Source organism: Pseudophaeobacter sp. (assembly GCF_048267565.1).
In the GTDB taxonomy this organism is placed as follows: Bacteria; Pseudomonadota; Alphaproteobacteria; order Rhodobacterales; family Rhodobacteraceae; genus Pseudophaeobacter; species Pseudophaeobacter profundi.
In genome coordinates, this window is record NZ_JBLWXG010000011.1 from 67647 (window position 1) to 94315 (window position 26669).

The following is a 26669-nucleotide window of genomic DNA, read 5'->3' on the forward strand; positions in this document are numbered from 1 at the left end:
CCTCATGTAGCGCCGGACCCTTTTATTTATACCCTGGAGAGCCTGATGACGGCAAAATCTAGCGCCGGCCAATCGATCCTCGAGACGGTAAAGACCATTGTTTACGCCCTGTTGATTGCAGGGGTCTTTCGGACCCTGTTTTTCCAGCCCTTCTGGATCCCGTCCGGGTCGATGAAGGAAACGCTGCTCATTGGTGATTTCCTCTTCGTTAACAAGATGGCCTATGGCTATTCCTACGCCTCTTGCCCCAGTGTCCGCATTGGGGCCATTGGGCTAGATATTGATGCCGAAGATGTCTGTGGCTTTCTGGGAGGCGACAATACCCGCTTTCTGGGCAGCGATCCCGAACGCGGCGATGTGGTGGTGTTTCGTCACCCGGTCACCGGCACGGATTTCATCAAGCGGCTGATCGGCCTGCCCGGTGACAGCATTCAGGTGAAAAACGGCGTCTTGTTCATCAATGACACCGCAGTCGGCCTGGAGGATGCTGGCAATTTTGAGGAAGCCATGGCGCCGCAGGGGCCGCAGGGCTCTTTCCCGCGATGTGAAAATCAACCGGTTGGTCAGGGCGCGAACTGCCTGAAGTCACGTCAGATCGAAACCCTGCCCGGTGGCCGCCAGCATGCGATCCTGAATATTGGTAATCAATCGGCCGACCACACCGGCGTCTATAAGGTACCCGAGGGGCATTTCTTCTTTATGGGCGACAACCGCGATAATTCCAGCGATAGCCGCCTGGCACAGACCGCCGGAGGCGTTGGCTTTGTGCCGCTGGAAAACCTGATAGGTCGGGCTGATCGCATCATGTTCTCGTCTGCTGGCCGCTCCATGCTGTTTTTCTGGACTTGGCGCAGCGACCGCTATTTCAAGGGGATCGTGTGAAACTATCGAAAGAAATGCGCGCCTTTGAACAGCGGATCGGGCATGAGTTCACCCGCCCCGAACTCTTGGTGCGTGCCTTGACCCATCCTTCGGTTTCATCGCCCAATCGCAAGGACAATCAGCGGTTGGAATTTCTGGGCGACCGTGTGCTAGGCTTGGTCATGGCGACGGCCTTGCTGGACCAGGACAAACTGGCCAGCGAGGGTCAGCTGGCACCGCGGTTCAATGCGCTGGTGCGCAAAGAGGCCTGCGCCGATGTCGCCCGCGAGATCGGTCTGGGCGAGGTGCTGAAGCTGGGCCGATCTGAAATGATGTCAGGCGGGCGGCGCAAGCTGGCGCTCTTGGGCGACGGCATGGAGGCGGTGATTGCGGCCGTCTACAAGGACGCAGGTTTTGAGGTGGCGCAGCAGATGATCTTGCGGCTCTGGGGGGCGCGGGTGCATCAGGTCGAAGCGGATGCCCGCGATGCCAAAACCGCCCTGCAGGAATATGTTCAGGCACGGCGCCAATCGCCGCCCGACTATGTACAGGTGGCGCGCGAAGGCCCGGATCACCAACCCATCTTTACCATTGCCGTCCGGCTGGAAGATGGCACCGAAGAACGCGCCGTTGCAGGGTCAAAACGGCTCGCAGAACAGGCCGCAGCCAAGGCGCTCTTGGCACGTTTGGAGCAAAAAACATGACAACACGCGCCGGTTTCGTCGCCCTGATCGGAGAGCCCAACGCGGGCAAATCCACCCTCTTGAACCGTATGGTCGGGGCCAAGGTTTCAATCGTGACCCACAAGGTTCAGACCACCCGCACCCGTGTGCGCGGTATTGTGATGGAGGGCGACAGCCAGATCGTTTTTGTTGACACGCCCGGCCTGTTTCAACCGCGCCGCAGGCTTGATCGCGCCATGGTGGCAGCGGCCTGGGGTGGTGCTGCCGATGCAGATGTTGTGATGCTGCTGATTGAGGCCACTCGTGGCGTCACTGAAGGCGTTGAACGTATTCTTGAGGGGCTCGCGGAGCTGGGCAAGGGGCGGAAGGTGGCGCTGGTGATCAACAAGATTGACCGGGTGCAATCCGAGGTCCTGCTTGGTCTCACCAAAGATCTGAATGACCGGTATGGTTTTGACGAGACCTTCCTTATCTCGGCAGAACGTGGTCACGGGGTGGATACGCTGCGGCTCTGGCTGGCGGGTGAACTGCCTGAAGGCCCCTTGCTCTATCCTGAGGACCAGATCTCGGATCTGCCGATGCGGATGATCGCGGCGGAAATGACCCGCGAGAAACTGACCCTGCGGCTGCATCAGGAACTGCCCTATCAGATGACGGTGGAAACCGAAAACTGGGAAGAGCGCAAGGATGGCTCTGCCAAGGTGGATCAGGTCATCTATGTGGTCCGTGATGGTCACAAGGGCATCGTGCTGGGCAAGCGTGGCGAGACGATCAAAGCCGTTTCCCAGGCCGCCCGAGAAGAGCTGACGGAATTTCTGGGCCGCAAGGTGCATCTGTTCCTGCAGGTCAAGGTGCGCCCCAACTGGCTGGAAGAGTCCGAGCGCTATTCGGAAATGGGGCTGGATTTCAAAGACGGAAACGAATGACCCGTCTGACCGCAGACTTTTGGGTGCATGCCTATCTGGCGCGTCTGCGTGGCGTTGGCATTCCGGCCTTTGTCACCGCCCATGGTGATGACACGGCGGGGGCGGTGCTGGTCAAGCTCAATACGCTGAATGGCCAGGCCCAGAGCTTTCATCGCTCCTATGATCTGATGAGCGGCGCACGCAAATGGGTGGAACATGCCAGCGGAGTAGAGGCTGATGTCGATGCCGCCATTCGCCGCCAGCAGGAATTTGATCCCGATCTTTGGGTGATCGAGGTCGAAGACCGGGCTGGCCGCCACCTGTTGGATGAGCCGGGGCTGGAGTAGGCCGCAGGGCGGTCAGATAGAGTTGCGATACGGAGGGTGTGATCGGTGGAATGGCGTGACCATGGCATCCTTCTGAGCTGTCGCCGTCACGGCGAGACGGCTGTCATCATCGATGTGTTCACCGAAGACCATGGCCGCCACGCAGGGATCGTGCATGGCGGTGCCAGCCGCAAGAAAGCGCCGGTGCTGCAACCGGGTGCCCAGCTGGATCTGTTGTGGCGGGCCCGGCTAGAGGATCATCTCGGCAGTTATCAGGCGGAACCCCTGCGCAGTCGCGTAGCGGCGGCCCTGTCGGGGCGTCTGGCTTTGGCGGGGCTGAATGCGGTGGCGGGGCTGTTGGGGTTCTGCCTGCCGGAACGGGCACCCTACCGTGATCTTTACAAGCAAACAGAGCAGCTCTTGGATCTGCTGGGCCAGGATGATCTCTGGCCGCTGGCCTATCTGAAATGGGAAATGACCCTGTTAGAGACCATGGGGTTTGGCCTGGATCTGAGCGCCTGCGCCGTCTCTGGCCGCAATGAAGATCTGGCCTATATCTCGCCCAAGACCGGGCGGGCGGTGTCGCGTCAGGATGCCGGGCAATGGGTGAACCGGCTGCTGCCGCTGCCCCCTGTGCTGCGCGGCGAGGGGACAGGCCCGGATCATGAGGTGGCGCAGGGGCTGCGCACCACCGGATATTTTCTGGAAATGCATCTGGCCCCCAGCCTTGGCAACCGCCCGCTGCCAGAGGCGCGTGGCCGGTTCATGGATGCCTTTGCCCGCCGTTTTTAGGTGATGCCGTGGCCGCCCTGCGCCGCCCTTGGGGGTGCTTTCAGGGGGGCATGACGCTTGGCGCAAGAAGAGGCCCGACCAATGGAAAATATTGGCCGGGCCTCTCTGGATTGGTGCCAGGGGTGGTGCGGATCAGGCGAGCAGGCGGCGGGCGATCACCTGGGCCTGAATCTCTGCTGCACCTTCAAAGATATTGAGGATGCGCGCATCACAGAGCACCCGGCTGATCTTGTATTCCAGCGCAAAACCGTTGCCGCCGTGGATCTGCAAACCGTTGTCGGCCGCCGCCCAGGCGACGCGGGCGCCCAGCAGCTTGGCCATCCCGGCCTCTAGGTCGCAGCGGTGGCCGTTGTCCTTTTCCCAGGCGGAGAAATAGGTCAATTGACGCGCCACCATGATTTCGACCGCCATCATCGCCAGCTTGCCGGAAACGCGGGGAAACTCGATCAGGCTTTTGCCGAACTGTTTGCGATCCTGGGCGTATTGCATCGCGATATCCAGCGCTGATTGCGCCACGCCAATGGCGCGGGCCGCCGTCTGGATCCGGGCGCTCTCAAAGGTCTCCATCAGCTGTTTGAAGCCCTTGCCTTCGACACCGCCCAAGAGGTTGGCCTGTTTGACCGCAAAGCCGTCAAAGCCCAGTTCGTATTCTTTCATGCCGCGATAGCCCAGTACCTCGATCTCGCCGCCGGTCATGCCGGGGGTGGGGAAGGGCTCTGCATCGGTGCCGGGGGTTTTTTCCGCCAGGAACATCGACAGGCCCCGGTGATCGGTGGTGTCGGGGTCGGTGCGCGCCAGCAGGGTCATCACATGGGTGCGGGCCGCATGGGTGATCCAGGTCTTGTTGCCGGTGACCTCATAGTCGCCCGCCGCGTTTTTCACCGCACGGGTGCGCAACGAGCCAAGGTCGGAACCGGTGTTTGGCTCGGTGAAAACAGCCGTCGGCAGGATCTCGGCGCTGGCGATCTTGGGCAGCCACTGCTCTTTCTGTTCATCCGTGCCGCCACAAAGGATCAGCTCAGCAGCGATTTCCGAGCGGGTGGCAAGAGAGCCCACACCGATGTAGCCGCGCGACAGCTCTTCGGAGACCACAACCATCGAGGCCTTGGAGAGACCGAAGCCGCCAAATTCTTCCGGGATGGTCAGGCCAAAGACGCCCATCTCGGCCAGCTCTTCGATGACCTCCATCGGGATCAGCTCATCCTTCAGGTGCCAGTCATGGGCGTGGGGCTCGACCTTGTCCGAGGCATAGCGGCGGAACTGATCGCGGATCATTTCCAGCTCTTCTTCCAGACCCGAGGCGCCAAACAGGGTGGCGCCGGACTGATCCTGCATCAGTTCTGCCAGACGCGAGCGGGCGGCCTGGGTGTTGCCGCCATCGCTGAGGGCCGCCACGGCATCAGTCCGCAGTGTAGCAAGGGCATCCTGACCAAGACCAAGATCCTGCAGCCGCAGGATTTCACCCTGGTTCATCTGGATACCGCCCTGCACCTGGGCCAGGTATTCACCAAAGGCGATCTGGTGGATCAGCTGCTCCATCTCGCCAAAGCCGCCATCCTTTTGCAGTTTGTCGGCCCATTGCTGCATCTGCCGCAGGCTGTAGACATAGGTGGCAAGCCAGGACAGCCCGTGGGCGGCGGTCTGGTTGGCCTCGATCAATTGGCCCGAAACGCGGCCGTCTTGGCTGACAAGCCTGCGCACGGAATCCTGCGCCGCTTCCAGTAGGCCCTCAAGCGGAATGATCGCCGCGCCGGTGAGCGCCAGGAGATCGGGGAGCACAATAGGTTTCATTTGCAGGTCCTGTCCGTCATGAGCCATTGAATCACGTCCTTCTTGCTGGCTTGGTGGTAAATCACTTTGCAGGCGCAGCGCAACAAAAATACGCCGCAATGCGGCATTATGATCAATAATTGCGTGAGCGCATTTAACTTGGCCGGGCTGTTCTCTCTGCATCTTGGGGGTGATAGGCAGAGCCATGGAACAGTTTTTCTCTCTTATTTTCTCGGCGATTGAGCCGACAGATTTGGCGATTGCCTTTGCGATTGCGCTCTTTGCCGGCACCGTCAAGGGCATGGTGGGCTTTGCATTGCCGATGATCCTGGTCTCAGGTCTTAGCCTGTTTCTGGCACCAGAGCTGGCGCTGGCGGGGCTGATTCTGCCGACGCTGGTGACCAATGGGATGCAGGCGCTGCGTCAGGGGGTCGGGGCGGCCTTTGCCTCGCTCAAGCGGTTTTGGATCTTTCTGCTGGCGGTGCTGTTCTGCCTGCTGCTAAGCGCGCAAACGGTACGCATTCTGCCGCAACAGGTGATGTTTCTGTTGATTGGGGTGCCGGTTACCTTGTTTGTGCTGCTGCAGCTGTTGGGGTTGGCGCTGACCCTGGCCAAGCCGACCCCGCGTGTGGAGATCATGGTGGGGGCCTTTGCCGGGATGGTGGGCGGTGTTTCTGGTGTCTGGGGGCCGCCGACGGTGGCATATCTGACGGCGCTGAACCTGGAAAAGAGCGAGCAGATCCGGGTGCAGGGCGTGATTTATGGCATTGGGGCGGTGACCCTGTTTCTGGCCCATATCGGGTCTGGTGTCATTCGCAGCGAAACCCTGCCGTTTTCTATCCTTCTGGTTCTGCCGGCTGTGATGGGCATGTGGATCGGTGGGCGGCTGCATGATCGGATCGACCAGAAGCTGTTCAAACAGGCCACGCTTATTGTGTTGTTGGTGGCCGGGCTTAATCTGGTGCGGCGCGGGTTGATGGGGTAAGGCCGCAATAAGACGCGGTGCAATTGGATATGCCTGCGCCATGCGCGCGTGGCAGCAGGAATTGAGATGCAAGCGATGAATGCGGAACGGCTGGCTCTGGGGACGATCCTTATCGCGCTTCTGGTGCTGGGGCTGAAACTGGTGGCCTGGCGACTGACAGATTCGGTAGCGCTGTTTTCGGATGCGTTGGAATCCCTGGTGAACGTGGGCGGTGCGGTGATGGCCTGGATTGCAGTGCACTATGCCAAACGCCCAGCCGATGCAGGCCACCCCTTTGGCCACTACAAGGCGGAATATTTTTCGGCTGTGCTGGAAGGGATCATGATCATCATTGCCGCCTTGCTGATTGTGCAGCAGTCGGTGCAGGCGCTTGGCAACCTTGGCTCGCCGCAGGATTGGGGGCGTGCTGGGCTTTTGGTCAATGGGCTGGCGCTGGTGGTGAACCTGCTTTGGGCGCGGCTGCTGGTGTCGCGTGGCGGTCGGTTGAACTCTCCGGCGCTGACCGCAGGCGGGCGCCATCTGATGAGCGACGTCTGGACCTCGGTAGGGGTGCTGCTTGGGCTGGGGCTGGCGCTGGTGACGGGCTGGGCGGTGCTTGACCCGCTGCTCGCGCTCTTGGTGGCGGTGAACATCCTGCGCGAAGGCTACGGTGTTGTGGCGTCATCGGTGAATGGCCTGATGGATTCCGCCGCCCCCGAGGAAGAGCGCAGCCGCATCGAAGACCTGCTGCACCATGCTGCGGTGGGGGCCCTGCAGGTACATGGGCTCAAGACTCGCCGCGCAGGGGTGGCATTGTTTGTGGAATGTCACATGGTGGTTGAGGGCACGATGACGGTGCAGGCCTCGCATGCGATCTGTGATCGCATCGAAGAGGCGATCCAGGTGGATTTCCCCGAAGCCCTGGTCACCATCCATGTCGAGCCAGAGCACAAGCTGGAGCCTTCGGGCATCGCGCCGGGATAAGCTGCCCTGTCCGGTGCAGGAAGGCTGAGCGAAGCATTTGCATTCTGACGCGCGCTCCCGTTTAAGCGCAGCACAGGTTTGTGCAGACAGGGGCAGGAAAAATGACGATGCAATGGGACAGGTTGTTGAATGCGGGGCGTCTGTGCCGTCCGGATTTCCCCGAGGCCCCCGGCCGCCCGGCCTATCTGCAAGATTATGATCGCATCCTGTTCTCAGAGCCCTTTCGTCGGCTGGCGCAAAAGACCCAGGTGCATCCGCTCTATGAGCATGACCATGTGCACCACCGGATGATCCACTCGCTGGAGACAGCCAGTGCAGGGCGCTCGCTTGGGGTGCTGGCGGGGCAGGCCATGTTGGAGCAGGGCCATATCACAGAGGCACAGCGCGAAGTGATTGCCGGCACGGTTCAGGCGGCCTGTCTGGTGCATGACATTGGCAATCCGCCCTTTGGCCACTCTGGTGAAGACAGCATCGGCCAATGGTTCGCCCAGCAGTTTCAAGCAGAAACAGGGATGGCCGGGGCGATCCCACAGGCCCAGCAGGCGGAGTTTGAGGCCTTTGAGGGCAATGCTCAGGGCTTTCGCATCGCAGCGAGCTTGGAAATGGCGCGGCGTGACGGCGGCATGCGCCTGTCCTATGCGACCCTTGCGGCATTTATGAAATACCCCTGCACCGCCGAGGCACAGAAACTGGCGCGACAGGCCAGCAACGGGGGCTATGTGGGGCTCAAGAAATTTGGTGTCTTTGAGTCAGAGGCGGCATTGTTTGCCGAGGTGGCCGAGGCAACGGGGCTGCGCAGTGACGGCGCCGGGCCGGGCAAATACTGGCGGCGCCACCCGCTGGCCTTTCTGGTCGAGGCGGCAGATGACATCTGTTACCGGATCCTGGATCTGGAAGACGCCGCCACGGTGGGCGATCTGACTACCCGGCAGGTGATCACCTGTCTGGAAGATGTCGCAGGTAAGCCCAACCGCGCAGATGATGCGGCGATGACGGCGCGCGAAATTGTGGCGATGCGCCGGGCCAGCGCCATCCATCAGGCGATCATTTCTGCGGTTGCCGCCTTTATGGACAACTACGATGCCATTATGGCTGGTGAGTTCAACGAGGGTCTGATGGAGGTCTCCTCCAAGGCGGAGGCCTTTGACCAGATGAAAGAGATTTCAAACGCACGGATCTTTACGGCGCGGCGCAAGACCGAGCTGGAGATTGCCGGGCGTCAGGTGATCTTTGCGCTGCTGGATCACTTCCATGGGCTATATGGCGACCTGCGCGCCTGTGATTGGGATGTTGAGGCGTTTCTGGCGGACCATGGCTATTGGGCCAAATTGGTGCGGGCGGTAGATCTGGATCTGCGCGGCATTACGGACGAATATTCGGCGATGCATAGCCTGGCGGATTTTGTATCCGGCATGACCGACCGCTATGCGGTGAAGGTGCGGGACATGGTGGCAGGGCGGATCTGAAACCGCCTCCAAATCAGAGCATGATAGATAAAAAACCCGGCCACTGGCCGGGTTTTCCATTTCTGCGGTGATGCAGGCCTTAGCTGATCGCGGCGGCTTTTACGTCGTCGTCGATATAGGGCAGGTATTGTTCAAAGTTGTCCGAGAACATCTGCACCAGCTTGGCAGCCTGTTTGTCATAGGCGGCCTGATCGTCCCAGGTGCGGCGGGGGTCCAGCAGGACTTCGGCAACGCCGGGCGCCGAGACTGGCACGTCAAAGCCAAAGTTGCTGTCCTTGCGGAATTCAACCTCGGCCAGGGTGCCTTCAAGCGCGGCCGTCAGCAGCCCACGGGTGGCACGGATCGGCATCCGCGAGCCAACGCCATAGGCCCCACCGGTCCAGCCGGTATTCACCAGCCAGCAGGTGGCACCGTGTTGTGCGATCTTCTCACGCAGCAGATTGCCATAAACCTCGGGGCGGCGGGGCATGAAGGGAGCACCAAAGCAGGTAGAGAAAGTCGGCTCTGGCTCGGTCACGCCGCGTTCGGTGCCAGCCACCTTGGAGGTGAAACCAGACAGGAAGTGATACATCGCCTGCGCCGGGGTCAGGCGGGCAATGGGGGGCAGCACGCCAAAGGCATCACAGGTCAGCATGATGATGTTCTTGGGGTGGCCACCAAGCGCGGTGCTCGAAGCATTGGAGATATAGTGCAGCGGATAGGCGCAGCGCATGTTGGCGGTCAGGCTGTCGTCTTCAAAATCCAGCTCTTTGGTCTCGGGGTCGAAAACCATGTTTTCGATCACGGTGCCAAATTTGGAGGTGGTCGCGTAGATCTCTGGCTCGGCCTCTGGGTTGAGGCTGATGGTCTTGGCGTAGCAGCCGCCTTCAAAGTTGAAGGTGCCCGTGTCGGCCCAGCCATGTTCGTCATCGCCGATCAACACGCGATCGGGGTCGGCCGACAGGGTGGTCTTGCCGGTGCCGGACAGGCCAAAGAACACGGCTGTATCAACCGGGTTATCTTTGGCATGGTTGGCGGAACAGTGCATCGGCATGATGCCTTTTTCCGGCAGCAGATAGTTCAGCAGGGTGAAGACGGATTTCTTGTTCTCGCCGGCATATTCGGTGCCACCGATCAGGATGAGCTTGCGATCAAAGTTCATCGCGATCACGGTTTCCGACCGGCAATCGTGGCGCTTGGGATCGGCCTGAAAGCTGGGGCAGTTGATGACGGTGAAATCGGCAACAAAATCATTCAGGTCTTCGCGCTCGGGGCGACGCAGCATGGTGCGGATGAACAGCCCGTGCCAGGCCAGTTCGGTGACCATGCGCACATTGATCGAATGTTTGGCATCGGCACCGCCAACCAGATCCTGCACGTGGTAGTCGCCACCCTTCATATGCTCCAGCATATCGACATAGAGATTGTCAAAGCCTTCGGGCGACATCTCGGCGTTGTTTTCCCACCAGATGGTATCAACGACGCTGTCAGATTTTACGACGTGTTTATCCTTGGGGGAACGGCCGGTGAACTTGCCGGTGGTCACAAGGAACGCGCCGCCCTTGCCCAGAGTGCCTTCGTCGCGCTTTAGAGCGGCCTCAACCAGGGCGGGCTCCATGAGGTTGTAATGGACATTGCCCAGACCCTCGATACCTTGATCCTCGAGGCGGAAATTCGGGTTAACCCGTCCAGATGCCATGTGTTCTCTCTCCTGTGGCGGCTGCGCCCAGCCGCATACATTAAAAGCTGCGCCCCAAGGCAAATCGGGGCAAAAACGCCGGTGGCGATACCGGTTGAACGGGTCATAACATGAGGTTTCTGTGACTGAACAGGACGGTTTGGCGCAGTTAGCGCCATCAAGGCGGAGTTTAGCGCAACCATTCCTGACGATGCCCAGTCGCCGGTCGCCGTTCAGCGGATGATAAGACATTTTTGCCCTAATTGTGCCCAAAGATCGCCCCGATTCGCCAATGGGGATTGATTCGCTCTGCCAGACGGGCGATGAAGGATGAAAAATTCAGGCGATATAAAGAGCAGATTTAGGGGCAGATCCGATGTCGAAGATTGCTTTGGTGGATGATGACCGCAACATTTTGACCTCTGTGGCGATGACGCTAGAGGCCGAAGGGTTTGAGGTCGAGACCTACAATGACGGGCAGGCCGCGCTGGATGCCTTTAACAAGAAGCTGCCGGATATGGCGGTGCTTGATATAAAAATGCCGCGTATGGATGGCATGGACCTGTTGCAGCGGCTGCGCCAGAAAACCCAGATGCCGGTGATCTTTCTCACCTCCAAGGATGATGAAATCGACGAGGTGCTTGGTCTGCGCATGGGGGCGGATGACTACGTCAAGAAACCCTTTTCACAGCGTCTGCTGGTGGAACGCATTCGTACCCTGCTGCGGCGTCAAGATGCGCTCAAGAGTGACGAAGCTGGCACGGAAGCACCGGAGACCAAGGTCATGGACCGTGGTGATCTTCGGATGGATCCGCTGCGCCACGCGGTGAGTTGGAAGGGCAAGGATGTTTCGCTGACTGTGACCGAGTTCCTGTTGCTGCAGGCGCTGGCTCAGCGCCCCGGGTTCGTCAAAAGCCGGGATCAACTGATGGATGTGGCCTATGACGATCAGGTCTATGTGGATGACCGCACCATTGATAGCCACATCAAACGGCTGCGTAAAAAGATGCGCACGGCGGATGGCGATTTTGCGGCGATCGAGACCCTCTATGGGATCGGCTATCGCTACAATGAAGAATAGGGCCAGCGGCCCCATCCAGGGAGGCGTGCAGCAATGCGTGACACTGGTCTGACAGGACGTCAGCAAGATGGCGATGTGGTACTGGGCGACGATTGGGTATCGCCGGATCAGACTGTTGCGGCGGAAATGCAGGTGAAGCGGGCGCGCCGGGGCTTTTTCTCGCTGAAGGGATCGCCGCTGACACGCAAGATCATCACCTTCAACCTGATTGCCCTGATCATTCTGGTCGCAGGGATCCTGTATCTCAATTCTTCACGCCAAAGCCTGGTCAAGCAGCGCGCAGGTGCGCTGGTGGCCGAGGTCTCGTTGATCGCGGATGTGTTTGAAGCAGTGCTGCCTTCCTCTGGGGCGGTCAGCCTGACAACCGGAGACGGCATCGACGTTGAACAGACGCTGACAGCCTTGACCCTGCGCGGCGGGGTAGAGGCCTTTGTCTTTGATACCTCTGGCGTGCTGGTGGCTCAGGTCACTGGGGTCAACCGCCCCGATACACTGAATTCGTTGAACGAGGGCGCAAAGAGCCGCACCCTGATCTCCGATAATCTTTCGGCGCTGTGGTCGGCGATTGGTTCGGTGTTTCAATCGCAACCCTCTGAGACTGCGCAAACGCAACCAATGCAGGATCAGTTGCGCCAACAGGCGCAACAATCCTTGTCCGGCACCGCAAAGATCAACGTGGTGGTAGATACGAGCGGAGGGACCATCTTTTCCGCCGTGGCCCCAATCCTGAGCAATGGAACGGCGATCGGCGCGGTGGCGCTGGCTTCGCCAGCAGGTGAAATCGATGCGCTGGTGCGCGGCGAGCGTGAGCGGGTCTTGCAGATCTTCATCATCGCTCTGCTGGTCTCTATCGGGCTGAGCCTGGTGCTGGCCTCGACCATTGCCAATCCATTGGCTGATCTGGCTGAAGCGGCGGAACTGGGGCGTGACCGCGATGCGCGGCGGGCCCAGTCAGGTCGGATCCGCATTCCAGATCTATCCGCCCGCCCCGACGAAATCGGCCGGTTGAGCCGGGCGCTGCGTGGCATGGTCAAGGCGCTGTACAGCCGGATCGACAGCAACGAACAATTTGCCGCAGATGTCGCGCATGAGATCAAGAACCCGCTGGCCAGCCTGCAATCGGCGGTGGGCACCCTGCGGATGGTCAAACGGGATGATCAGCGCGAAAAGCTGCTGGAGGTCATTGAACATGACGTGCGCCGACTGGATCGCCTGGTCAGCGATATCTCCAATGCCTCACGTCTGGATGCCGAACTGGTGAAAGAGGAAGAGGAAGAATTCGACCTGCTGCAGATGCTGACCAACCTGAACCAGTATCTGGGCGAGGATGCCCGTGCCAAGCGGATCGACTATATCACCGACCTGCCGCAGCGCCCGGTGATGATCCAGGGGCTGGAGGCGCGTCTGGCACAGGTCTTTGTCAATCTGATCACCAACGCGATTTCGTTCTGCGAAGAAGGCGATGCCATCCGGGTCTGGGCGCGCCGCCGCGACAACCGGGTTCTGATTGTGGTCGAAGACACCGGCCCCGGCATCCCCGAACAGGCGCTGGCAAAGATCTTCAAGCGCTTCTACTCGCAACGCCCGGATGAGCATTTTGGCAATAACTCCGGCCTTGGGTTGGCGATTTCCAAGCAGATTGTCGAAGCACATGGCGGTGTGGTCTGGGCAGAAAATATTCGCCCCACCGAAGCCGATATCACGTCACAACCGCTGGGGGCGCGATTTGTTGTTGGTCTGCCCGTCTGATCCGTGAGCGCGGAACAGCCCGCCCGCCTGACCCTGCATGCCAGCTGTGTGGCGCTTGCAGGGCGCGGAGTTTTGATCCGGGGCGCATCGGGCTGTGGAAAATCCGCCCTGGCGTTGCAGTTGATGGGCTATGGCGCCGATCTGGTGGCAGATGACCGTGTGCAGCTCTGGCAAGAAAAGGGGCTGGTCCTGGCTCGTGCCCCTGTAGCGCTGCGTGGCATGATAGAGGCGCGCGGCTTTGGTATCCTGCGTGCTGAGGCACTGCCGCAGGCGGAGATCTGTGCGATCGTAGATCTTGATCATCTGGAAGAGGCACGCCTGCCGGTTCAGCGGTTTGAAAGAGTTTTGGGCCAGGATATAGTGGTGTTTCACCGGCTGGAGGGCGCCTATTTTGCCGCCGCCTTGCTGCAATACCTCAAATCCGGAGTGCTGGACCCTGATGCAAAGCCTGAATAGCCTCTCTCGCTGGAAACGGTGGCGTTTGTTCACTTTGACCTGGTTGCCAAATGTGGAGCCTTGCAATGTCTGACACCAAGGCCACCCCGATTGTTCTGGTGACCGGTCCTTCGGGCGCCGGGCGTACAACTGCGATCAATGTGCTGGAAGACCTTGGCTTTGAGGCCATCGACAACCTGCCACTGCGGCTGTTGCCGGGGCTTGTCTCAGCTGCGGGAGGCGGGGGGCCCATGGCGCTGGGGCTGGACAGCCGCAACCGGGATTTCTCTCCGGCGGCGCTGCTGGATGTCATTGATATGCTGGAGGCACGCGAAGGCTGCGAATTGTCGGTTCTCTATCTGGATGCGCGCCCCGAAGTATTGCTGCGGCGCTATTCAGAAACCCGTCGCCGCCACCCGCTGGCCCCGGCGGAAACCCCCGAGGTGGGGGTGCACCGAGAGCTGAACCTGATGTCTTCGATCCGGGACAGGGCCAGTCTGGTCTTGGAAACCTCGGATATGAATGTGCATCAGCTGAAGGCGGAAATCGAACATCTCTTTGTGCCGGGTGGACGCAAACTGGCGGTGTCGATCCAGAGCTTTTCCTATAAGCGCGGGGTACCGCGCAGCATCGATATGGCCTTTGACTGCCGCTTTCTGGGTAATCCCTATTGGGTGCCCGAACTGCGTGAGTTGGACGGGCGCGATGTGGCGGTGCAGGCCCATGTCCGGGCTGATGCGCGCTATGATGGTTTTTTCGCGCGGGTGCTTGATCTGGTGCAGTTTCTGTTGCCGGCCTACCGGGAAGAGGGGAAATCGCACCTGTCGATCGCCTTTGGCTGTACCGGTGGTCAGCATCGCTCTGTCACCTTGGCAGAAAGCCTTGCGAAAGCCCTTGCAGAAGATGGCCAGCAGGTGTCAATTAGACACCGCGAGCTGCAAGGCTAGCGGGGAAACGGAGTTGCAGGATTGATCGGCATTGTGATCGTTGCGCATGGTGGGCTGGCCAAAGAATACTTGGCGGCGGTCGAGCATGTGGTGGGCCCACAGCCCAATCTTATGGCGATTGCCATCGGGCCGGATGATGACCGTGAAGACAAGCAATGCGAAATCTGCGCCGCAGCTGACAAGGTTGATAGCGGCGATGGGGTGGTGATTGTCACTGATCTTTATGGTGGATCCCCGTCGAATCTTAGCCTGCGCGCCTGCGCGCCAATCAACCGGCGTATTTTGTACGGTGCAAACCTGCCCCTCTTGATTAAACTGGCCAAATCCCGCCATCTTGCGGTGGGGCAGGCGGTGCGCCAGGCCATGGAAGCGGGACGCAAGTATATTAACTCTCAAAACATAAATCCCGAAGGGGAGCAGGCGCGTTAAATGACCTTGAAGACATTGAAAATCGTGAACGAAAAAGGGCTGCATGCCCGCGCCTCTGCAAAGCTGGTTGAGGTCGTCGAGGGCTTCGATGCCGCAGCCGAGATTTCAAAGGACGGTCTGTCAGCGTCGGGAGATAGCATTATGGGGCTTTTGATGTTGGCAGCCTCGAAAGGAACGACTATTGACGTCGAGACTTCGGGGCCGGATGCTTGCGCCCTTGCTGAAGCGGTGGAAGCCCTAGTGGCGGACAAATTCGGCGAAGGCTTTTAGTCTCGACCCCTTCGAACTGACGGGAATGGCACAGTGGCGGATACCGCACATGAGCAGAACACCGGCCAAACGCCGGAGACCGAAGACAGCACTGGCGAGGTCTATGACCGCCGCACCCTGACCTATGCCAATTCTTTTGATGACCGCTGGACCGCCCTGGCGATCAAGGCGATCGAGTGGATGACCGGCAAGCTGACCATCCTGCGTATGGTCAAGAAGTTTGAGCGCCAGAATGCCGAATACCGCGGCCAGAAATTCTGGCGTGGCGCTTTGAATATCATGGGCATCAACCTGATGACCCCGGAAGAGCAGATCAACCGTATCCCGCAGGATGGCCCGGTGGTGATTGTTGCCAACCATCCACACGGTATGGTGGATGGGATGATCTTTGCCGATCTGATTGGCCGGGTGCGGCAGGATTACCGGATCCTGACACGCTCTGTCCTGACTGGTCTGGATGAGGCTGCGACCTCTTTCATGATCCCGGTGCCTTTCCCACATGACCCCGATGCGCAGCGCAAAATGGTTGAGATGCGCGCCAAGACCATGACCCATCTGAAAGAGGGCGGGGTGGTGGCGCTGTTTCCATCCGGGGTGGTTATGTCATCCAAAACCTGGTTCGGCCCCCCGGTCGAGCAGGAATGGAACGTCTTTACTGCCCAGCTGATCCGGCGATCCGGTGCCCGTGTGGTGCCGATCTTCTTTCCTGGCCGCAACTCTCGCAGCTATCAGATCGCCAACAAGATTTCGCCGATCCTGCGCCAAGGGCTGCTGCTGCATGAAATCGTGCGCTCTTGCAACAAGCCACAGGCACCTGTTGTGGGCGCGCCGCTGACCGACGAGCAGATGGCCCAGCTGCACAGTGATCCGCGTGGCTTTATGGCCTGGCTGCGGGCCCATACGCTGGCCCTGGGTGAGAAGAGCGGGTCGTGATGGCGGTACGCCCGGTATGAGCGGTCAGGCTGACAGGTTTTGTCGGCTGTGGCAGGTCAGCTTCTGAGTCACCAAAGCAGCAGCCGCAGAGCCCGCATTGCCTGTTCCCTGCCTGACAGCGCCCCTGCCATGTCACAAGCAAAATAGCGGTTTCCACACCGCAAGCGGCGCGGAGCCTCCGCGATTTGGCTGGTGCCCTGTCCTGGCCGCAGTCTTGCCGTGATCAGGCGATGAGGGCTCCGAAGCAGCGGCGCGGGGGAGCCTTAGCGGGTGGGGACGGGGGTTTCGCCGCGATAGTCGTAAAACCCGCGTTGGGTTTTGCGGCCCAGCCAGCCGGCCTCAACATATTTGGTCAAGAGCGGGCATGGGCGGTATTTGGTATCCGCGAGGCCTTCGTGCAGCACATTCATGATGGCCAGGCAGGTGTCCAGGCCAATGAAATCGGCCAGTTCAAGCGGTCCCATTGGGTGGTTGGCGCCCAGTTTCATGGATTCATCAATGGATTTGACCGAGCCGACGCCTTCATAGAGGGTATAGACCGCTTCGTTGATCATCGGCATCAGGATGCGGTTGACGATGAAGGCGGGGAAGTCTTCGGCGCTGGCAGAGGTCTTGCCGAGCCGTTCAACCACCTGGCGGCAGCTTTCAAAGGTTTCTTCATCGGTGGCAATGCCGCGGATCAATTCGACCAGCTGCATCACCGGCACCGGGTTCATAAAGTGGAACCCCATGAAGCGTTCAGGCCGGTCGGTGCGGCTGGCCAGGCGGGTGATCGAGATCGAGGAGGTGTTAGAGGTGAGAATCGTATGCGGCTGAAGGTGCGGCTGCAGATCCTCAAAGATCGCCTGCTTGACAGTTTCACGTTCGGTTGCCGCTTCGATCACAAGATCAGTGGCACCGATATCGGCCAGCGCCAGGGTGGTGGTGATGCGGGCCAATGCGTCGCTGACCTCTGCCTCGGCGATTTTGCCGCGGCTGGCCTGACGCGCCATGTTTTTGTGAATTGCGCTGATTGCGGCATCCAAAGATTGCTGACTAATGTCATTCAAAACAACGTCATAGCCAGCAAGCGCCATGACATGCGCGATGCCATTGCCCATCTGGCCTGCGCCGATGATGCCAATCTTTTTGATGTCCATGTCTCGGGCTCCTCGTTTGCCTGCGCTGCAACCTTATCGGTGGCTTTGGGGCAGATACAAGGCTCGTCGTTCTGAATTTTAGGTGAAATTTAGGTTTAGGGAAATTGCAATCCTTCACCGCCAAAGTGATCTTCGGGTGAATTATAAGGTGGGACCATGAGCTATGAACTCAAGAGCGCCAATGCGCTTGCAGGGGGAACGTGCTGTTATGCCGGATCGCGGCTGCCGGTACGAGGCCCCAAAAGAGATTTAACGCGTCCATACTTTGCATTTCTCGGCGGAACCGAGATGTTTGGGCGCTTCGTAAAAACCCCTTTTTCTGATGTCAGCGAATCCTTGATAGAGGTGCCCTGTGTCAATATTGCGGCGGTGAATGCGGGGTTGGATACTTTTGCCAGTGATGCGGCGGTTCTGAAGGTTGCGCGGCAGGCGCGGGTTGCGGTGGTGCAGCTGATGGGAGCGCAGAATATCTCTAATCGGTATTACCGGGTGCACCCCCGGCGAAATGACCGTTTTTTGCAGGCGCAGCCTGATCTGAAGGCGCTGTTCCCCGAAGTGGATTATACTGAGTTCCACTTTAACAAACATTTGCTGACAACGCTGCAGGCCCTGTCCGAAGAGCGGTTTGATGACGTGCGCCGTCACCTGCAAGAGACCTGGGTTATCAAGATGCAAAAGGTGATCGAGGCGCTGGAGGGGCGGGTTTTGATGCTCTGGCTGACCTATGATCTGCAGGGGCGGTCTGCCTTCAGTTATGAGCCGACTTTGGTCGAGCGCAGCATGGTGAAAGCCTTGCAAGCCCGTACCAAGGGTTTGGTCGAAGTGTCGGTGGCCCCGGCTGGGCGGGTGGATGATCTTGAGGGGATGCAGTTGGGAGAGCTAGATTTACCCGCAGCGCAGCATGTGCTGGGCCCCAAAGAGCACGCTCGCATTGGCTGTGCACTGGCAGAGGCATTGCAGGGCCTGTCCTGATCGCTGGGCGTGCGGTGCCTGGATCTGGCGCTGCCATATAAAAACGGGGCCCGCGATATTCGCGCGCCCCGTTCTGCATTTTGTGGCCTTGTGTGGCGTGTGGCTTAGCCGAGTTTTTCGGTCAGCTCAGGCACGGCTGCAAAGAGGTCGGCAACCAGGCCAAAGTCGGCAACCTGGAAGATTGGCGCTTCTTCGTCCTTGTTGATCGCCACGATCACCTTGGAGTCTTTCATGCCGGCCAGGTGCTGGATCGCGCCAGAGATGCCGATGGCAATATAGAGATCCGGAGCGACGACCTTACCGGTCTGGCCAACTTGCCAGTCGTTGGGGGCATAGCCGGAATCAACCGCCGCACGCGAGGCACCAACCGCCGCGCCCAGCTTGTCTGCCAGGCCTTCGATCAGTTTGAAGTCATCTTCGGAGCCAACGCCGCGACCACCAGAAACAACCACACCAGCCGAGGTCAGCTCGGGGCGATCGCTTGCGGCAACCTTGTCTTCGATCCATTCGGACAGGCCGGGGTTTTCGGCGGCACCGATGGTTTCAACTGCGGCAGAGCCACCGTCGCCAGCTGCGTCAAATGTCGCGGTGCGGAAAGAAATTACTTTCTTTGCATCCGAGGATTTGACAGTCTGGATTGCGTTGCCTGCATAGATGGGGCGTTCAAAGGTGGAGCCGTCAACAACAGCTGTCACATCCGAGATCACCATGACGTCCAGCAGCGCGGCCACGCGGGGCAGCACGTTTTTGGCGTCGGTGGTGGCGGGGGCAACGATGTGCTCATAGTCACCAGCCAGCGAGACGATCAGCGCCGCTGTGGGTTCCGCCAGGCGGTGGCCCAGGGATGCATCTTCAGCGACCAGAACCTTGGCAACACCAGCGATTTTGGCGGCTTCGGCACCAGCTGCGGCGGCGGAGGCACCAGCGGCTAGAACAGTCACGTCGCCCAGAGCTGCGGCAGCGGTCACAGCCTTTGCGGTTGCGTCCAGCGCGAGGGCGCCATCGGTGACTTCAGCAAGGAGAAGAACAGCCATTACACAGCCCCCGCTTCTTTGAGTTTCTCGACCAGCTCGTCAACCGAACCAACCATGATACCGGCGGCACGCGCCGCTGGTTCGGAGGTGGAGACCACTTCCAGGCGTGGCGTGGTATCGACGCCGTAATCCGCAGCGGTCTTTTCCGCCATCGGCTTTTTCTTTGCCTTCATGATGTTGGGCAGCGACGCATAGCGTGGCTCGTTCAGGCGCAGGTCAACGGTAACGATGGCAGGCATCTTTACCGAAATGGTCTGCAGGCCACCGTCAACTTCACGGGTCACTTTGGCGGTGTCGCCGTCGATGTCCAGCTCAGAGGCAAAGGTGCCCTGCGACCAGCCCAGAAGGGCGGACAGCATCTGACCAGTGGCGTTCATGTCGTTGTCGATCGCCTGCTTGCCGGCAAGCACGATGCCTGGCTGCTCTTCTTCCACAACCTTGGCCAGGATCTTGGCAACGGCGAGGGGTTCGATATCGGTGTGAACATCCTCTGCTGCAACAACCAGGATGGCGCGGTCTGCGCCCATAGCCAGCGCGGTGCGCAGGGTTTCCTGGGCTTGTTTCACGCCGATGGAAACAGCGACGACTTCATCAGCCTTGCCTGCTTCCTTGAGGCGAATGGCCTCTTCGACAGCGATTTCGTCGAAGGGATTCATCGACATTTTGACGTTGGCGAGATCGACACCGCTTCCGTCCGCTTTGACGCGGACTTTCACGTTATAGTCAATCACGCGTTTGACAGGCACGAGTACCTTCATTTGCGTTCTCTCCTTAACAAACGGCATACCGCCAAGACGGCTGCCCTCTCTGCTCTCGCGCTGTTGATACCGGGTCAGTCCGGGGCACAACAGGGGAAAATCGTCACGTTGTCCTTCGCAGACGTCGCGTTTGGCTTTTTGTCACGACAATCTTGCAAGAATGTTGCGCGATCTCTGCGGTGGATTTCGTAGGGCCGAATCGCGGCCCTGTCGATAGGGGAGTGCCGGGGGTGACGCCGCGACGCAGCATGTGACGCTGGGTGCTTTTGCCCGCATTGGGGGATAGCGCCCTCTGGACGGTCTTGCGGCTTAGCGGTTGGCGCCAGGCACCCAGAGCACATCTTTGGCGCCATTGTCGTTGGCTTTGCGCGAAGCGACAAAAAACCAATCAGACAGCCGGTTTAGATAGGTTACCGCCACCTGGTTGATGGACTGAACGCCCGCCAGATCGGTTGCCAGCCGTTCTGCCCGTCGGGCCACGGTACGGCAGACATGCAGATGTGCCGCCAGCGCGCTGCCGCCAGGCAGGACAAAGCTGCGCAGGCTGGCCAGATCCGCGTTCATTGCATCGATTTCGGCCTCAAGCCGGTCGACCTGCGCCTGCACCACCCGCAGCGGCGGGTAGTCGGCTTCGGCATCTTTTTCCATCTCGGGGCGGCAAAGATCGGCGCCCAGATCAAACAGATCGTTCTGAATGCGCGACAGGGCGGCATCCATCTCGCCCTCGGCCTCTAGCCGGGCGACGCCGATAAAGGCGTTCAATTCATCCGAAGTGCCATAGGCGTTGACGCGCGGATCGTGCTTGGCCACGCGGGTCCCATTGCCAAGCGCGGTGTCGCCCTTGTCGCCGGTGCGGGTGTAGATCTTGTTCAGAACCACCATGATTTCAGGCCTCTTGTGATCGCTGTGGGTTATTGGCCGGCTTGGCCGCGCAGATAGACATAGGTCACCAAAAGCACCACGGCAATAAACTGAAAGAACAGTCGCAGCCGCATCAGCTTGTTGCCGTATTTCTTGCTGATATCGCCGCCCTTGCCAAAACTGCCAAGCCCGAGAAGCAGAACCACCACCACGGCCGCCATGGCCAGTATTGCCAGTAGATAAAGTGGGTCACCCATGTGATCTCTCTTTCGTATTTACCTGATATCGGTCTAGCCGTTGCCGCCAGGATTGGCGACAGCGAATTGCCTATCTGAGCCTTCTCAGGATGCGGTCAATTGCCCGGGTCGTCAGGACACGGCGCAGCAGACCGGCCATATGGGTGGGGGTCGTCACATGGTAGCGCGGCCGGGGGCGGGATGATTCGCAGGCCAGGATCAGCTTGGCAGTCACCGCCGAGGCCGGCAGTTCAAAGCGATCCGGCCCGGAGCTTTCATAGAGCCGCTTTTGCAGGTTCTGTTCGTAAAAGGGCCGCAGGGCAGAGTTGCGCCAATCTACGTAGCGTTCAAAATGGGGTATCGAATTCTCGCGGAACTTTGAGGTGATCGGCCCCGGCTCTATCAGCACTACCTTGATATCGGTGTCCATAAGTTCCACCCGCAGCGTATCTGTCAGCCCTTCCAGGGCGTATTTGGTAGCCACATATGCGCCGCGCCAGGGCATCGCGACAAAACCCAGGATGGATGAGTTCTGCACAATGCGCCCATGGCCCTGTGCCCGCATCACCGGGAGCACCTGCCGGGTCAGCTCGTGCCAGCCGAAGACGTTGCTTTCAAAGATATCGCGCAGCGCCTCGGTTGGCAGGTCTTCGACCGCGCCGGCCAGGCCGTGGGCACCGTTGTTGAACAGGACATCCAGCGTGCCACCGGTTGCCTGCAGCACCTCGGCCAGGCCCTGGGCGATGCTGTCTGTATCAGTATAGTCAATGCGCGGGCTGTCAAAGCCTTCGGCGCGTAGGTGGTCGCAGTCCTGCGCCTGACGACAAGAGGCAAAGACCTTCCAGCCGCGATCCCTCATGCCACGGGCCGCGTCCAGGCCGATGCCAGAAGAGCAGCCGGTGATCAGAATTGTTTTTTGCATCATGCGACCCTGCAATAGAAACCCCCAAGGCAATTGCCGGGGCTGTTTACAGGGTTATGAAGCTTTCTTGCTGACCAGGGAAGCGGCAACCCAACCGATCTTGTTGCCTTTTTGCGTGCGCAGATGCAGCCAGCCGGTGCCGCTGTCTTCTATCACCAGGACCTTATCCCCGGCCAGCAGGCGGCCCATCACCGGATAGATCGTTCCTGGACCCTGGCGCATATTCACCCGCGAGGCCCGTATTTGGCGAATATCGAGATAGGCCTCGGGGGGCGGGGCGGGTTGTTGCGCCGCACTGTTGGAAAAGCGGGTGTTCAGCGTCATGCCCTGACGATTCTGACCCGATGTCATGGCGACCAGCCCGCCCTGGATACCGCCCTGGGCCGCGTCCATATGCAGCAGGCCAGTTTCGGCAGTGGCGGCAAAGGCGCTGCTGGAGCTTTGCAGGCTGGTGCCAGAGGCGGCGATCTTGGCCAGAGCGATGGCCTGGCGCTGTTCGGGGTCTGCCTGGGGCCGGGCTGGTGTGGTCGCAGCGCGCGCAGCGGTGGCGGTGGCGGTGGGCATGGGCTGGTGTCGCGCCGCAGCGACCACCAGTTCAGCCGCGCGCAGCCTGGCAGGGCGCTGGAATTTATCGTCCAAAGCGGCCTGGCTGCCAGAGGCGACTTCACGGCTATGAGGGGGATCTGCGTTCGGGCGTTCGGGGGGCGCAAAATCGCTGCCGCCACTGATTTCGTAAAAAGCCAGGCCCAAAAAAGCAAAAGACACAATAACAAAGCGCGACATAGCGCATCCCCCTGGATAAACTTCAAAGGCTGCATGGGTTGGTGGCGGGCCCAAATCGCTTGGAACTCGGAGCGCGGGCATGGGCCGCTGCGGCAGTGCTAAGACCGCCTGACCCTAGGCAGGTTTGATTAATGTAGTACGAATATCATCAAGGCACAGGCCCAACACAGGGGAGACTGCTTCGGCTTCTCCCCCTTGGCGCTTTGTGATGTGCTGGTCAAAGGGCTTGGCCGCGATGAAGCGGTGGCAAGGACGGGCCGCACAGTGGGCAACATAGCAGGGGCCAACATAAAAGAGTGGCGCTGTCGCCAAGGCGGTGGATAAAAGTGAACCACCGCTTTACCGCGCCGGGTGGGCAAAGTATCACCAAGGGATGAACGACACCGTAGATAATACCGATGCCCCTCAGCCGCAGAACGGCGAGATCCTGGAACCCCTGCGCCGCGCCATCGGCGAGCGCTACCTGACCTATGCGCTGAGCACCATCATGCACCGGGCCCTGCCCGATGCACGTGACGGGCTGAAACCTGTGCACCGGCGAATCCTCTACGCCATGAGCCGCCTGCGGCTCAGCTCCTCGGGTGGGTTTTTGAAATCGGCCAAGATTTCGGGCGATACCATGGGGGATTTCCACCCGCATGGGGATGCGGCGATCTATGATGCCATGGCCCGCCTGGCGCAGGATTTCAACGTGCGCTACCCGCTCGTTGACGGCCAGGGCAACTTTGGCAATATCGACGGCGATAACCCGGCGGCCTCGCGCTATACAGAGGCGCGCATGACCTTCGTCGCCGAGGCCATGCTGGACGGCCTGTCAGAGGATGCTGTTGATTTTCGCGACAACTACGATGGTCGCCTGACGGAACCTGCGGTTCTGCCTGCGACCTTTCCGAACATTCTGGCGAATGGCGCGGCGGGGATCGCTGTGGGCATGGCGACCAATATTCCGCCGCATAACATCGTCGAGCTTGTCGATGCCTGTATCCACCTGATCAAGTCCCCCGGAGCCGATGATGATACGCTGCTGAAACATGTGCCGGGGCCGGATTTCCCCACCGGTGGCATCATTGTTGAACCGCGTGATAACATCGCCAAGGCCTATCGCACCGGGCGCGGCTCCTTCCGATTGCGCTGTAGCCATGAGGTCGAAGACCTGGGCCGCGGCCAGTGGCAGATTGTCATCACCGAAATTCCCTATCAGGTGCAGAAATCCAAGCTGATCGAAAAGATCGCCGAGTTGATCCAGACTAAGAAGGTGCCGATTCTTGCGGATGTGCGCGATGAATCCGCCGATGATATCCGCGTCATTCTGGAGCCAAAGTCAAAGAACGTCGATCCAGACGTTTTGATGAACATGATGTTCCGCAATTCGGATCTTGAGGTCAGGTTCAGCCTGAACATGAATGTTCTGATCGACGGGGTCACGCCCAAGGTCTGTTCGATGAAAGAGGTGCTGCGCGCCTTCCTCGATCATCGCCGCGATGTGCTGCAGCGTCGCTCGCAGCACCGTATGGCCAAGATCGATCACCGGCTGGAAGTGCTGGATGGTTTTATCATTGCCTTCCTCAATCTGGATCGGGTGATCGACATCATCCGCTATGACGAAGACCCAAAGGCCGCGCTGATGCGGGAAAACTGGGCTCTGGATCATCCGCGTGCCTATGATGAAGCCGACTATGTCTCGCCCAAGGCTGGCACCGGAGAGCTGAGCGAAGTCCAGGCCGAAGCGATTCTCAACATGCGGCTGCGGTCGTTGCGTCGCCTTGAAGAGGTGGAACTGACCCGCGAACGCGACGCGCTGCGCGATGAACGCGCCGGGCTGGTCGAGCTGCTGGCCTCGGATGATCTGCAATGGAGCCAGATCACCGATCAGTTGCGCGCCACCAAAAAGCAATTTGGCAAGGATTATGTTGGCGGCGCCCGCCGCTCCCGCTTTGCCGAGGCGGGCGAAGTCGAAGAGGTGCCGCTGGAGGCGATGATCGACCGCGAGCCCATCACCGTGGTCTGCAGTCAAATGGGCTGGGTGCGGGCGATGACGGGGCATATCGATCTGATGCGCGAGCTGAAGTTCAAGGATGGCGATGGTCCGCGCTTTGTCTTCCACGCGGAAACCACCGACCGGCTGCTGGTCTTCGGTAGCAACGGCCGGTTCTACACCATCAGCGCCGCCAATCTGCCCGGTGGCCGCGGCATGGGCGAACCCCTGCGCCTGATGGTCGATCTGCCCAACGAAGTCGAAATTGTTGATATCCTGATCCACAACCCCGAGGGGCGCCTGCTGGTGGCCTCTTCTGCGGGGAATGGTTTCATCTGCGCCGAAACAGATATCGTTGCCCAGACCCGTGGCGGCAAGCAGGTGCTGAACGTCAAGGATGACGACCGCGCCCAGGTCTGCATCCCGGTCACCGGCGATCATGTGGCGATCGTATCTGAAAACGGCAAGTTCCTGGTCTTCTCTGTCGAAGAGATGCCAGAGCTTACCCGTGGCAAAGGCGTGCGGCTGCAAAAGTACAATATGGCACGCGGCAAGCAGGGCTCTCTGGAACTGGACGGTGGCCTTAGCGATATCACCACCTTCAACTGGGAAGAAGGAATTTCCTGGGAGATGGGCGGTGGCAAGACCCGGCATGAAACCGATCTGAGCCAATGGTTGGGCAAGCGGGCCGGGGTCGGCAAACGTCCGCCTCATGGCTTCCCGCGCAACTATAAATTCAAGTGAACTGGGGCTTTAGCCACCTTCACCGCTCTTATTCGCACCTGTTTTCTGTGACGGATCCGCCACCGAATGGCACGACGGCCGCCTTATCGGTTTACCGGTTGGGCGGCTTTGGTTTATCTGATCCGAGTTTACCCCTGTTGCCCTACTTGATGAGGCCTTTCTGAATGTTTCGAACTCTTGCTCTTCTGGCCTCGATGGTCCTGCTGGCGGCCTGTGAAGAAACCCAACTTGATGAGGCCAAGGAGGATCTTGGCGATTTCAATATGCGGGTTTCCTTTGTCTACACTGACAAGGCGCTGCAATGGCCCCTGTCGCGTTCGGCAGAACCGTCGGAGTGGAACGAGCCTATCGAGCGTGCGCTTGAGGCCCGGTTGGGGCGCTACGATGGCGCTGGAAAATATGACGTGGCGGTCACGCTTGAAGGCTATTTGCTGGCCACCGGCGGTATCCCGGTTCTGGTCAATCCCAAGAGCGCAGCCGTGGTGAATGTCTTTGTCTATGATGTCACCACCAAGAGCTATCTGGTCCGCGAGCACCAGATGCAGATCTTTGAGGATACCACGGGCGAAAGCGCCATTATCGGTTCTGGCTATAGCCGCACCAAGGCAGAGCAGATTGATGGGCTGGCGCTCAAGATTGTCGATGGCCTGGAAGAGTATATGGCAGAGCAACATGCTGAAAACGGATGGTTTGACGGTGCCTCTGCTGCGGTGGCAGCAGAGCCGGATGCGGCGGCGCCAGCCCCCTCCGACCTCGCCCCCGTGGCTGAGTGAGAGTTTGTTGGCCAAAGATAGCCAAAAGCAGCTATGTCAAGCAGGAACGGCTTGATTTTGGTTTCTAAATCAAATATGCGGCGCGCGCAGAGGAAATCTTTGGGTCGGTTGTCGGCCCTCTCTTTCAAAAGGGCGCCTACAGAATGGCTAAGGAAAAGTTTGAACGTAATAAGCCGCACGTCAACATCGGCACCATCGGCCACGTTGACCACGGTAAAAC

27 protein-coding genes are annotated in these 26669 nt (G+C 59.6%); 18 read left to right on the forward strand and 9 right to left on the reverse strand.

Going from position 1 to position 26669, the window contains the following annotated elements:
- Positions 1-45 precede the first annotated feature (45 nt).
- From lepB to recO, 5 genes are read left to right on the forward strand one after another with little or no spacing between them, the layout of a single operon-like run.
- Positions 46-882, forward strand: a complete 837-nt coding sequence (gene lepB, locus ACN0VH_RS18305) for a signal peptidase I (protein ID WP_417701761.1) — start codon at positions 46-48, stop codon at positions 880-882.
- Positions 879-1565, forward strand: a complete 687-nt coding sequence (gene rnc, locus ACN0VH_RS18310) for a ribonuclease III (protein ID WP_278924146.1) — start codon at positions 879-881, stop codon at positions 1563-1565. Before lepB ends, rnc begins: the two co-directional genes overlap by 4 nt.
- Complete coding sequence (gene era / locus ACN0VH_RS18315) at positions 1562-2470, forward strand: GTPase Era (protein WP_417701764.1); 909 nt, start codon at positions 1562-1564, stop codon at positions 2468-2470. Before rnc ends, era begins: the two co-directional genes overlap by 4 nt.
- Positions 2467-2796 carry a DUF1491 family protein gene (locus tag ACN0VH_RS18320; protein ID WP_278924148.1) on the forward strand — a complete coding sequence of 110 codons (330 nt, stop codon included), beginning with the start codon at positions 2467-2469 and terminating at the stop codon, positions 2794-2796. The genes era and ACN0VH_RS18320 overlap by 4 nt, the downstream gene beginning before the upstream one ends.
- Before the next feature lie 45 nt (positions 2797-2841).
- Complete coding sequence (gene recO / locus ACN0VH_RS18325) at positions 2842-3567, forward strand: DNA repair protein RecO (RefSeq protein WP_417701766.1); 726 nt, start codon at positions 2842-2844, stop codon at positions 3565-3567.
- A gap of 132 nt (positions 3568-3699) precedes the next feature.
- On the opposite strand, the gene ACN0VH_RS18330 is transcribed toward recO, so the two are convergent.
- Entirely contained in the window at positions 3700-5385 is a 1686-nt protein-coding gene (locus tag ACN0VH_RS18330) for an acyl-CoA dehydrogenase family protein (RefSeq protein WP_278924150.1), read from the reverse strand.
- A gap of 157 nt (positions 5386-5542) precedes the next feature.
- Between ACN0VH_RS18330 and ACN0VH_RS18335 the strand changes: the two genes are divergently transcribed.
- The 3 genes from ACN0VH_RS18335 (at position 5543) to dgt (ending at position 8751) form a co-directional block, all read left to right on the forward strand.
- Positions 5543-6322, forward strand: a complete 780-nt coding sequence (locus tag ACN0VH_RS18335) for a sulfite exporter TauE/SafE family protein (RefSeq protein WP_417701768.1) — start codon at positions 5543-5545, stop codon at positions 6320-6322.
- Between the two features lie 66 nt (positions 6323-6388).
- Positions 6389-7285, forward strand: a complete 897-nt coding sequence (locus tag ACN0VH_RS18340) for a cation diffusion facilitator family transporter (RefSeq protein ID WP_417701770.1) — start codon at positions 6389-6391, stop codon at positions 7283-7285.
- Between the two features lie 107 nt (positions 7286-7392).
- The gene (gene dgt / locus ACN0VH_RS18345) at positions 7393-8751 is read left to right on the forward strand and encodes a dGTP triphosphohydrolase (protein WP_417701786.1); all 1359 of its coding nucleotides are present in this window, start codon (positions 7393-7395) and stop codon (positions 8749-8751) included.
- Between the two features lie 79 nt (positions 8752-8830).
- Here dgt and ACN0VH_RS18350 read toward each other — a convergent pair whose 3' ends face one another.
- The gene (locus ACN0VH_RS18350) at positions 8831-10429 is read right to left on the reverse strand and encodes a phosphoenolpyruvate carboxykinase (RefSeq protein ID WP_278924153.1); all 1599 of its coding nucleotides are present in this window, start codon (positions 10427-10429) and stop codon (positions 8831-8833) included.
- Between the two features lie 355 nt (positions 10430-10784).
- Here ACN0VH_RS18350 and ACN0VH_RS18355 point away from each other — a divergent pair, with 355 nt between their 5' ends.
- The 7 genes from ACN0VH_RS18355 (at position 10785) to ACN0VH_RS18385 (ending at position 16252) form a co-directional block, all read left to right on the forward strand.
- Entirely contained in the window at positions 10785-11489 is a 705-nt protein-coding gene (locus ACN0VH_RS18355) for a response regulator transcription factor (RefSeq protein WP_278924154.1), read from the forward strand.
- A 33-nt stretch (positions 11490-11522) separates the two neighbouring features.
- Positions 11523-13238: a sensor histidine kinase gene (locus ACN0VH_RS18360; RefSeq protein ID WP_278924155.1), complete on the forward strand. Its 1716-nt coding sequence runs from the start codon at positions 11523-11525 to the stop codon at positions 13236-13238.
- 3 nt (positions 13239-13241) lie between these two features.
- On the forward strand, positions 13242-13694 hold the full coding sequence (locus tag ACN0VH_RS18365) for an HPr kinase/phosphorylase (RefSeq protein WP_278924156.1): 453 nt from the start codon (positions 13242-13244) through the stop codon (positions 13692-13694).
- 65 nt (positions 13695-13759) lie between these two features.
- Entirely contained in the window at positions 13760-14620 is an 861-nt protein-coding gene (rapZ, locus tag ACN0VH_RS18370) for an RNase adapter RapZ (RefSeq protein WP_278924157.1), read from the forward strand.
- Positions 14621-14641: 21 nt separating this feature from the next.
- Entirely contained in the window at positions 14642-15049 is a 408-nt protein-coding gene (locus ACN0VH_RS18375) for a PTS sugar transporter subunit IIA (RefSeq protein WP_278924158.1), read from the forward strand.
- Positions 15050-15319, forward strand: a complete 270-nt coding sequence (locus ACN0VH_RS18380) for an HPr family phosphocarrier protein (RefSeq protein ID WP_278924159.1) — start codon at positions 15050-15052, stop codon at positions 15317-15319.
- A 33-nt stretch (positions 15320-15352) separates the two neighbouring features.
- Positions 15353-16252, forward strand: coding sequence for a lysophospholipid acyltransferase family protein (locus tag ACN0VH_RS18385; protein WP_278924160.1), 900 nt, complete (start codon positions 15353-15355; stop codon positions 16250-16252).
- Between the two features lie 263 nt (positions 16253-16515).
- On the opposite strand, the gene ACN0VH_RS18390 is transcribed toward ACN0VH_RS18385, so the two are convergent.
- Positions 16516-17391, reverse strand: coding sequence for a 3-hydroxybutyryl-CoA dehydrogenase (locus ACN0VH_RS18390; RefSeq protein ID WP_278924161.1), 876 nt, complete (start codon positions 17389-17391; stop codon positions 16516-16518).
- A 156-nt stretch (positions 17392-17547) separates the two neighbouring features.
- On the opposite strand from ACN0VH_RS18390, the gene ACN0VH_RS18395 reads away from it, so the two are divergent.
- On the forward strand, positions 17548-18363 hold the full coding sequence (locus tag ACN0VH_RS18395) for a DUF6473 family protein (protein ID WP_417701775.1): 816 nt from the start codon (positions 17548-17550) through the stop codon (positions 18361-18363).
- 104 nt (positions 18364-18467) lie between these two features.
- On the opposite strand, the gene ACN0VH_RS18400 is transcribed toward ACN0VH_RS18395, so the two are convergent.
- The 6 genes from ACN0VH_RS18400 to ACN0VH_RS18425 form a co-directional block, all read right to left on the reverse strand.
- A complete protein-coding gene (locus tag ACN0VH_RS18400; protein WP_278924163.1) occupies positions 18468-19397 on the reverse strand; it encodes an electron transfer flavoprotein subunit alpha/FixB family protein in 930 nt (309 codons plus the stop codon).
- Complete coding sequence (locus ACN0VH_RS18405) at positions 19397-20155, reverse strand: electron transfer flavoprotein subunit beta/FixA family protein (protein WP_278924164.1); 759 nt, start codon at positions 20153-20155, stop codon at positions 19397-19399. Before ACN0VH_RS18405 ends, ACN0VH_RS18400 begins: the two co-directional genes overlap by 1 nt.
- 309 nt (positions 20156-20464) lie before the next feature.
- Positions 20465-21037: a cob(I)yrinic acid a,c-diamide adenosyltransferase gene (locus ACN0VH_RS18410; RefSeq protein WP_278924165.1), complete on the reverse strand. Its 573-nt coding sequence runs from the start codon at positions 21035-21037 to the stop codon at positions 20465-20467.
- 29 nt (positions 21038-21066) lie between these two features.
- The gene (locus tag ACN0VH_RS18415; RefSeq protein ID WP_278924166.1) at positions 21067-21273 is read right to left on the reverse strand and encodes a twin transmembrane helix small protein; all 207 of its coding nucleotides are present in this window, start codon (positions 21271-21273) and stop codon (positions 21067-21069) included.
- A gap of 70 nt (positions 21274-21343) precedes the next feature.
- Complete coding sequence (locus ACN0VH_RS18420) at positions 21344-22174, reverse strand: SDR family NAD(P)-dependent oxidoreductase (RefSeq protein WP_278924175.1); 831 nt, start codon at positions 22172-22174, stop codon at positions 21344-21346.
- Between the two features lie 54 nt (positions 22175-22228).
- Positions 22229-22957 (reverse strand): SH3 domain-containing protein, encoded by a 729-nt coding sequence (locus tag ACN0VH_RS18425; RefSeq protein ID WP_417701778.1) that lies wholly within the window; start codon positions 22955-22957, stop codon positions 22229-22231.
- 373 nt (positions 22958-23330) lie between these two features.
- Here ACN0VH_RS18425 and ACN0VH_RS18430 point away from each other — a divergent pair, with 373 nt between their 5' ends.
- Together ACN0VH_RS18430 and ACN0VH_RS18435 are read left to right on the forward strand one after the other, a co-directional pair.
- Positions 23331-25676 (forward strand): DNA topoisomerase IV subunit A, encoded by a 2346-nt coding sequence (locus ACN0VH_RS18430; RefSeq protein ID WP_417701780.1) that lies wholly within the window; start codon positions 23331-23333, stop codon positions 25674-25676.
- Positions 25677-25840: 164 nt separating this feature from the next.
- Positions 25841-26449, forward strand: coding sequence for a hypothetical protein (locus tag ACN0VH_RS18435; protein ID WP_278924169.1), 609 nt, complete (start codon positions 25841-25843; stop codon positions 26447-26449).
- Positions 26450-26669 lie beyond the last annotated feature (220 nt).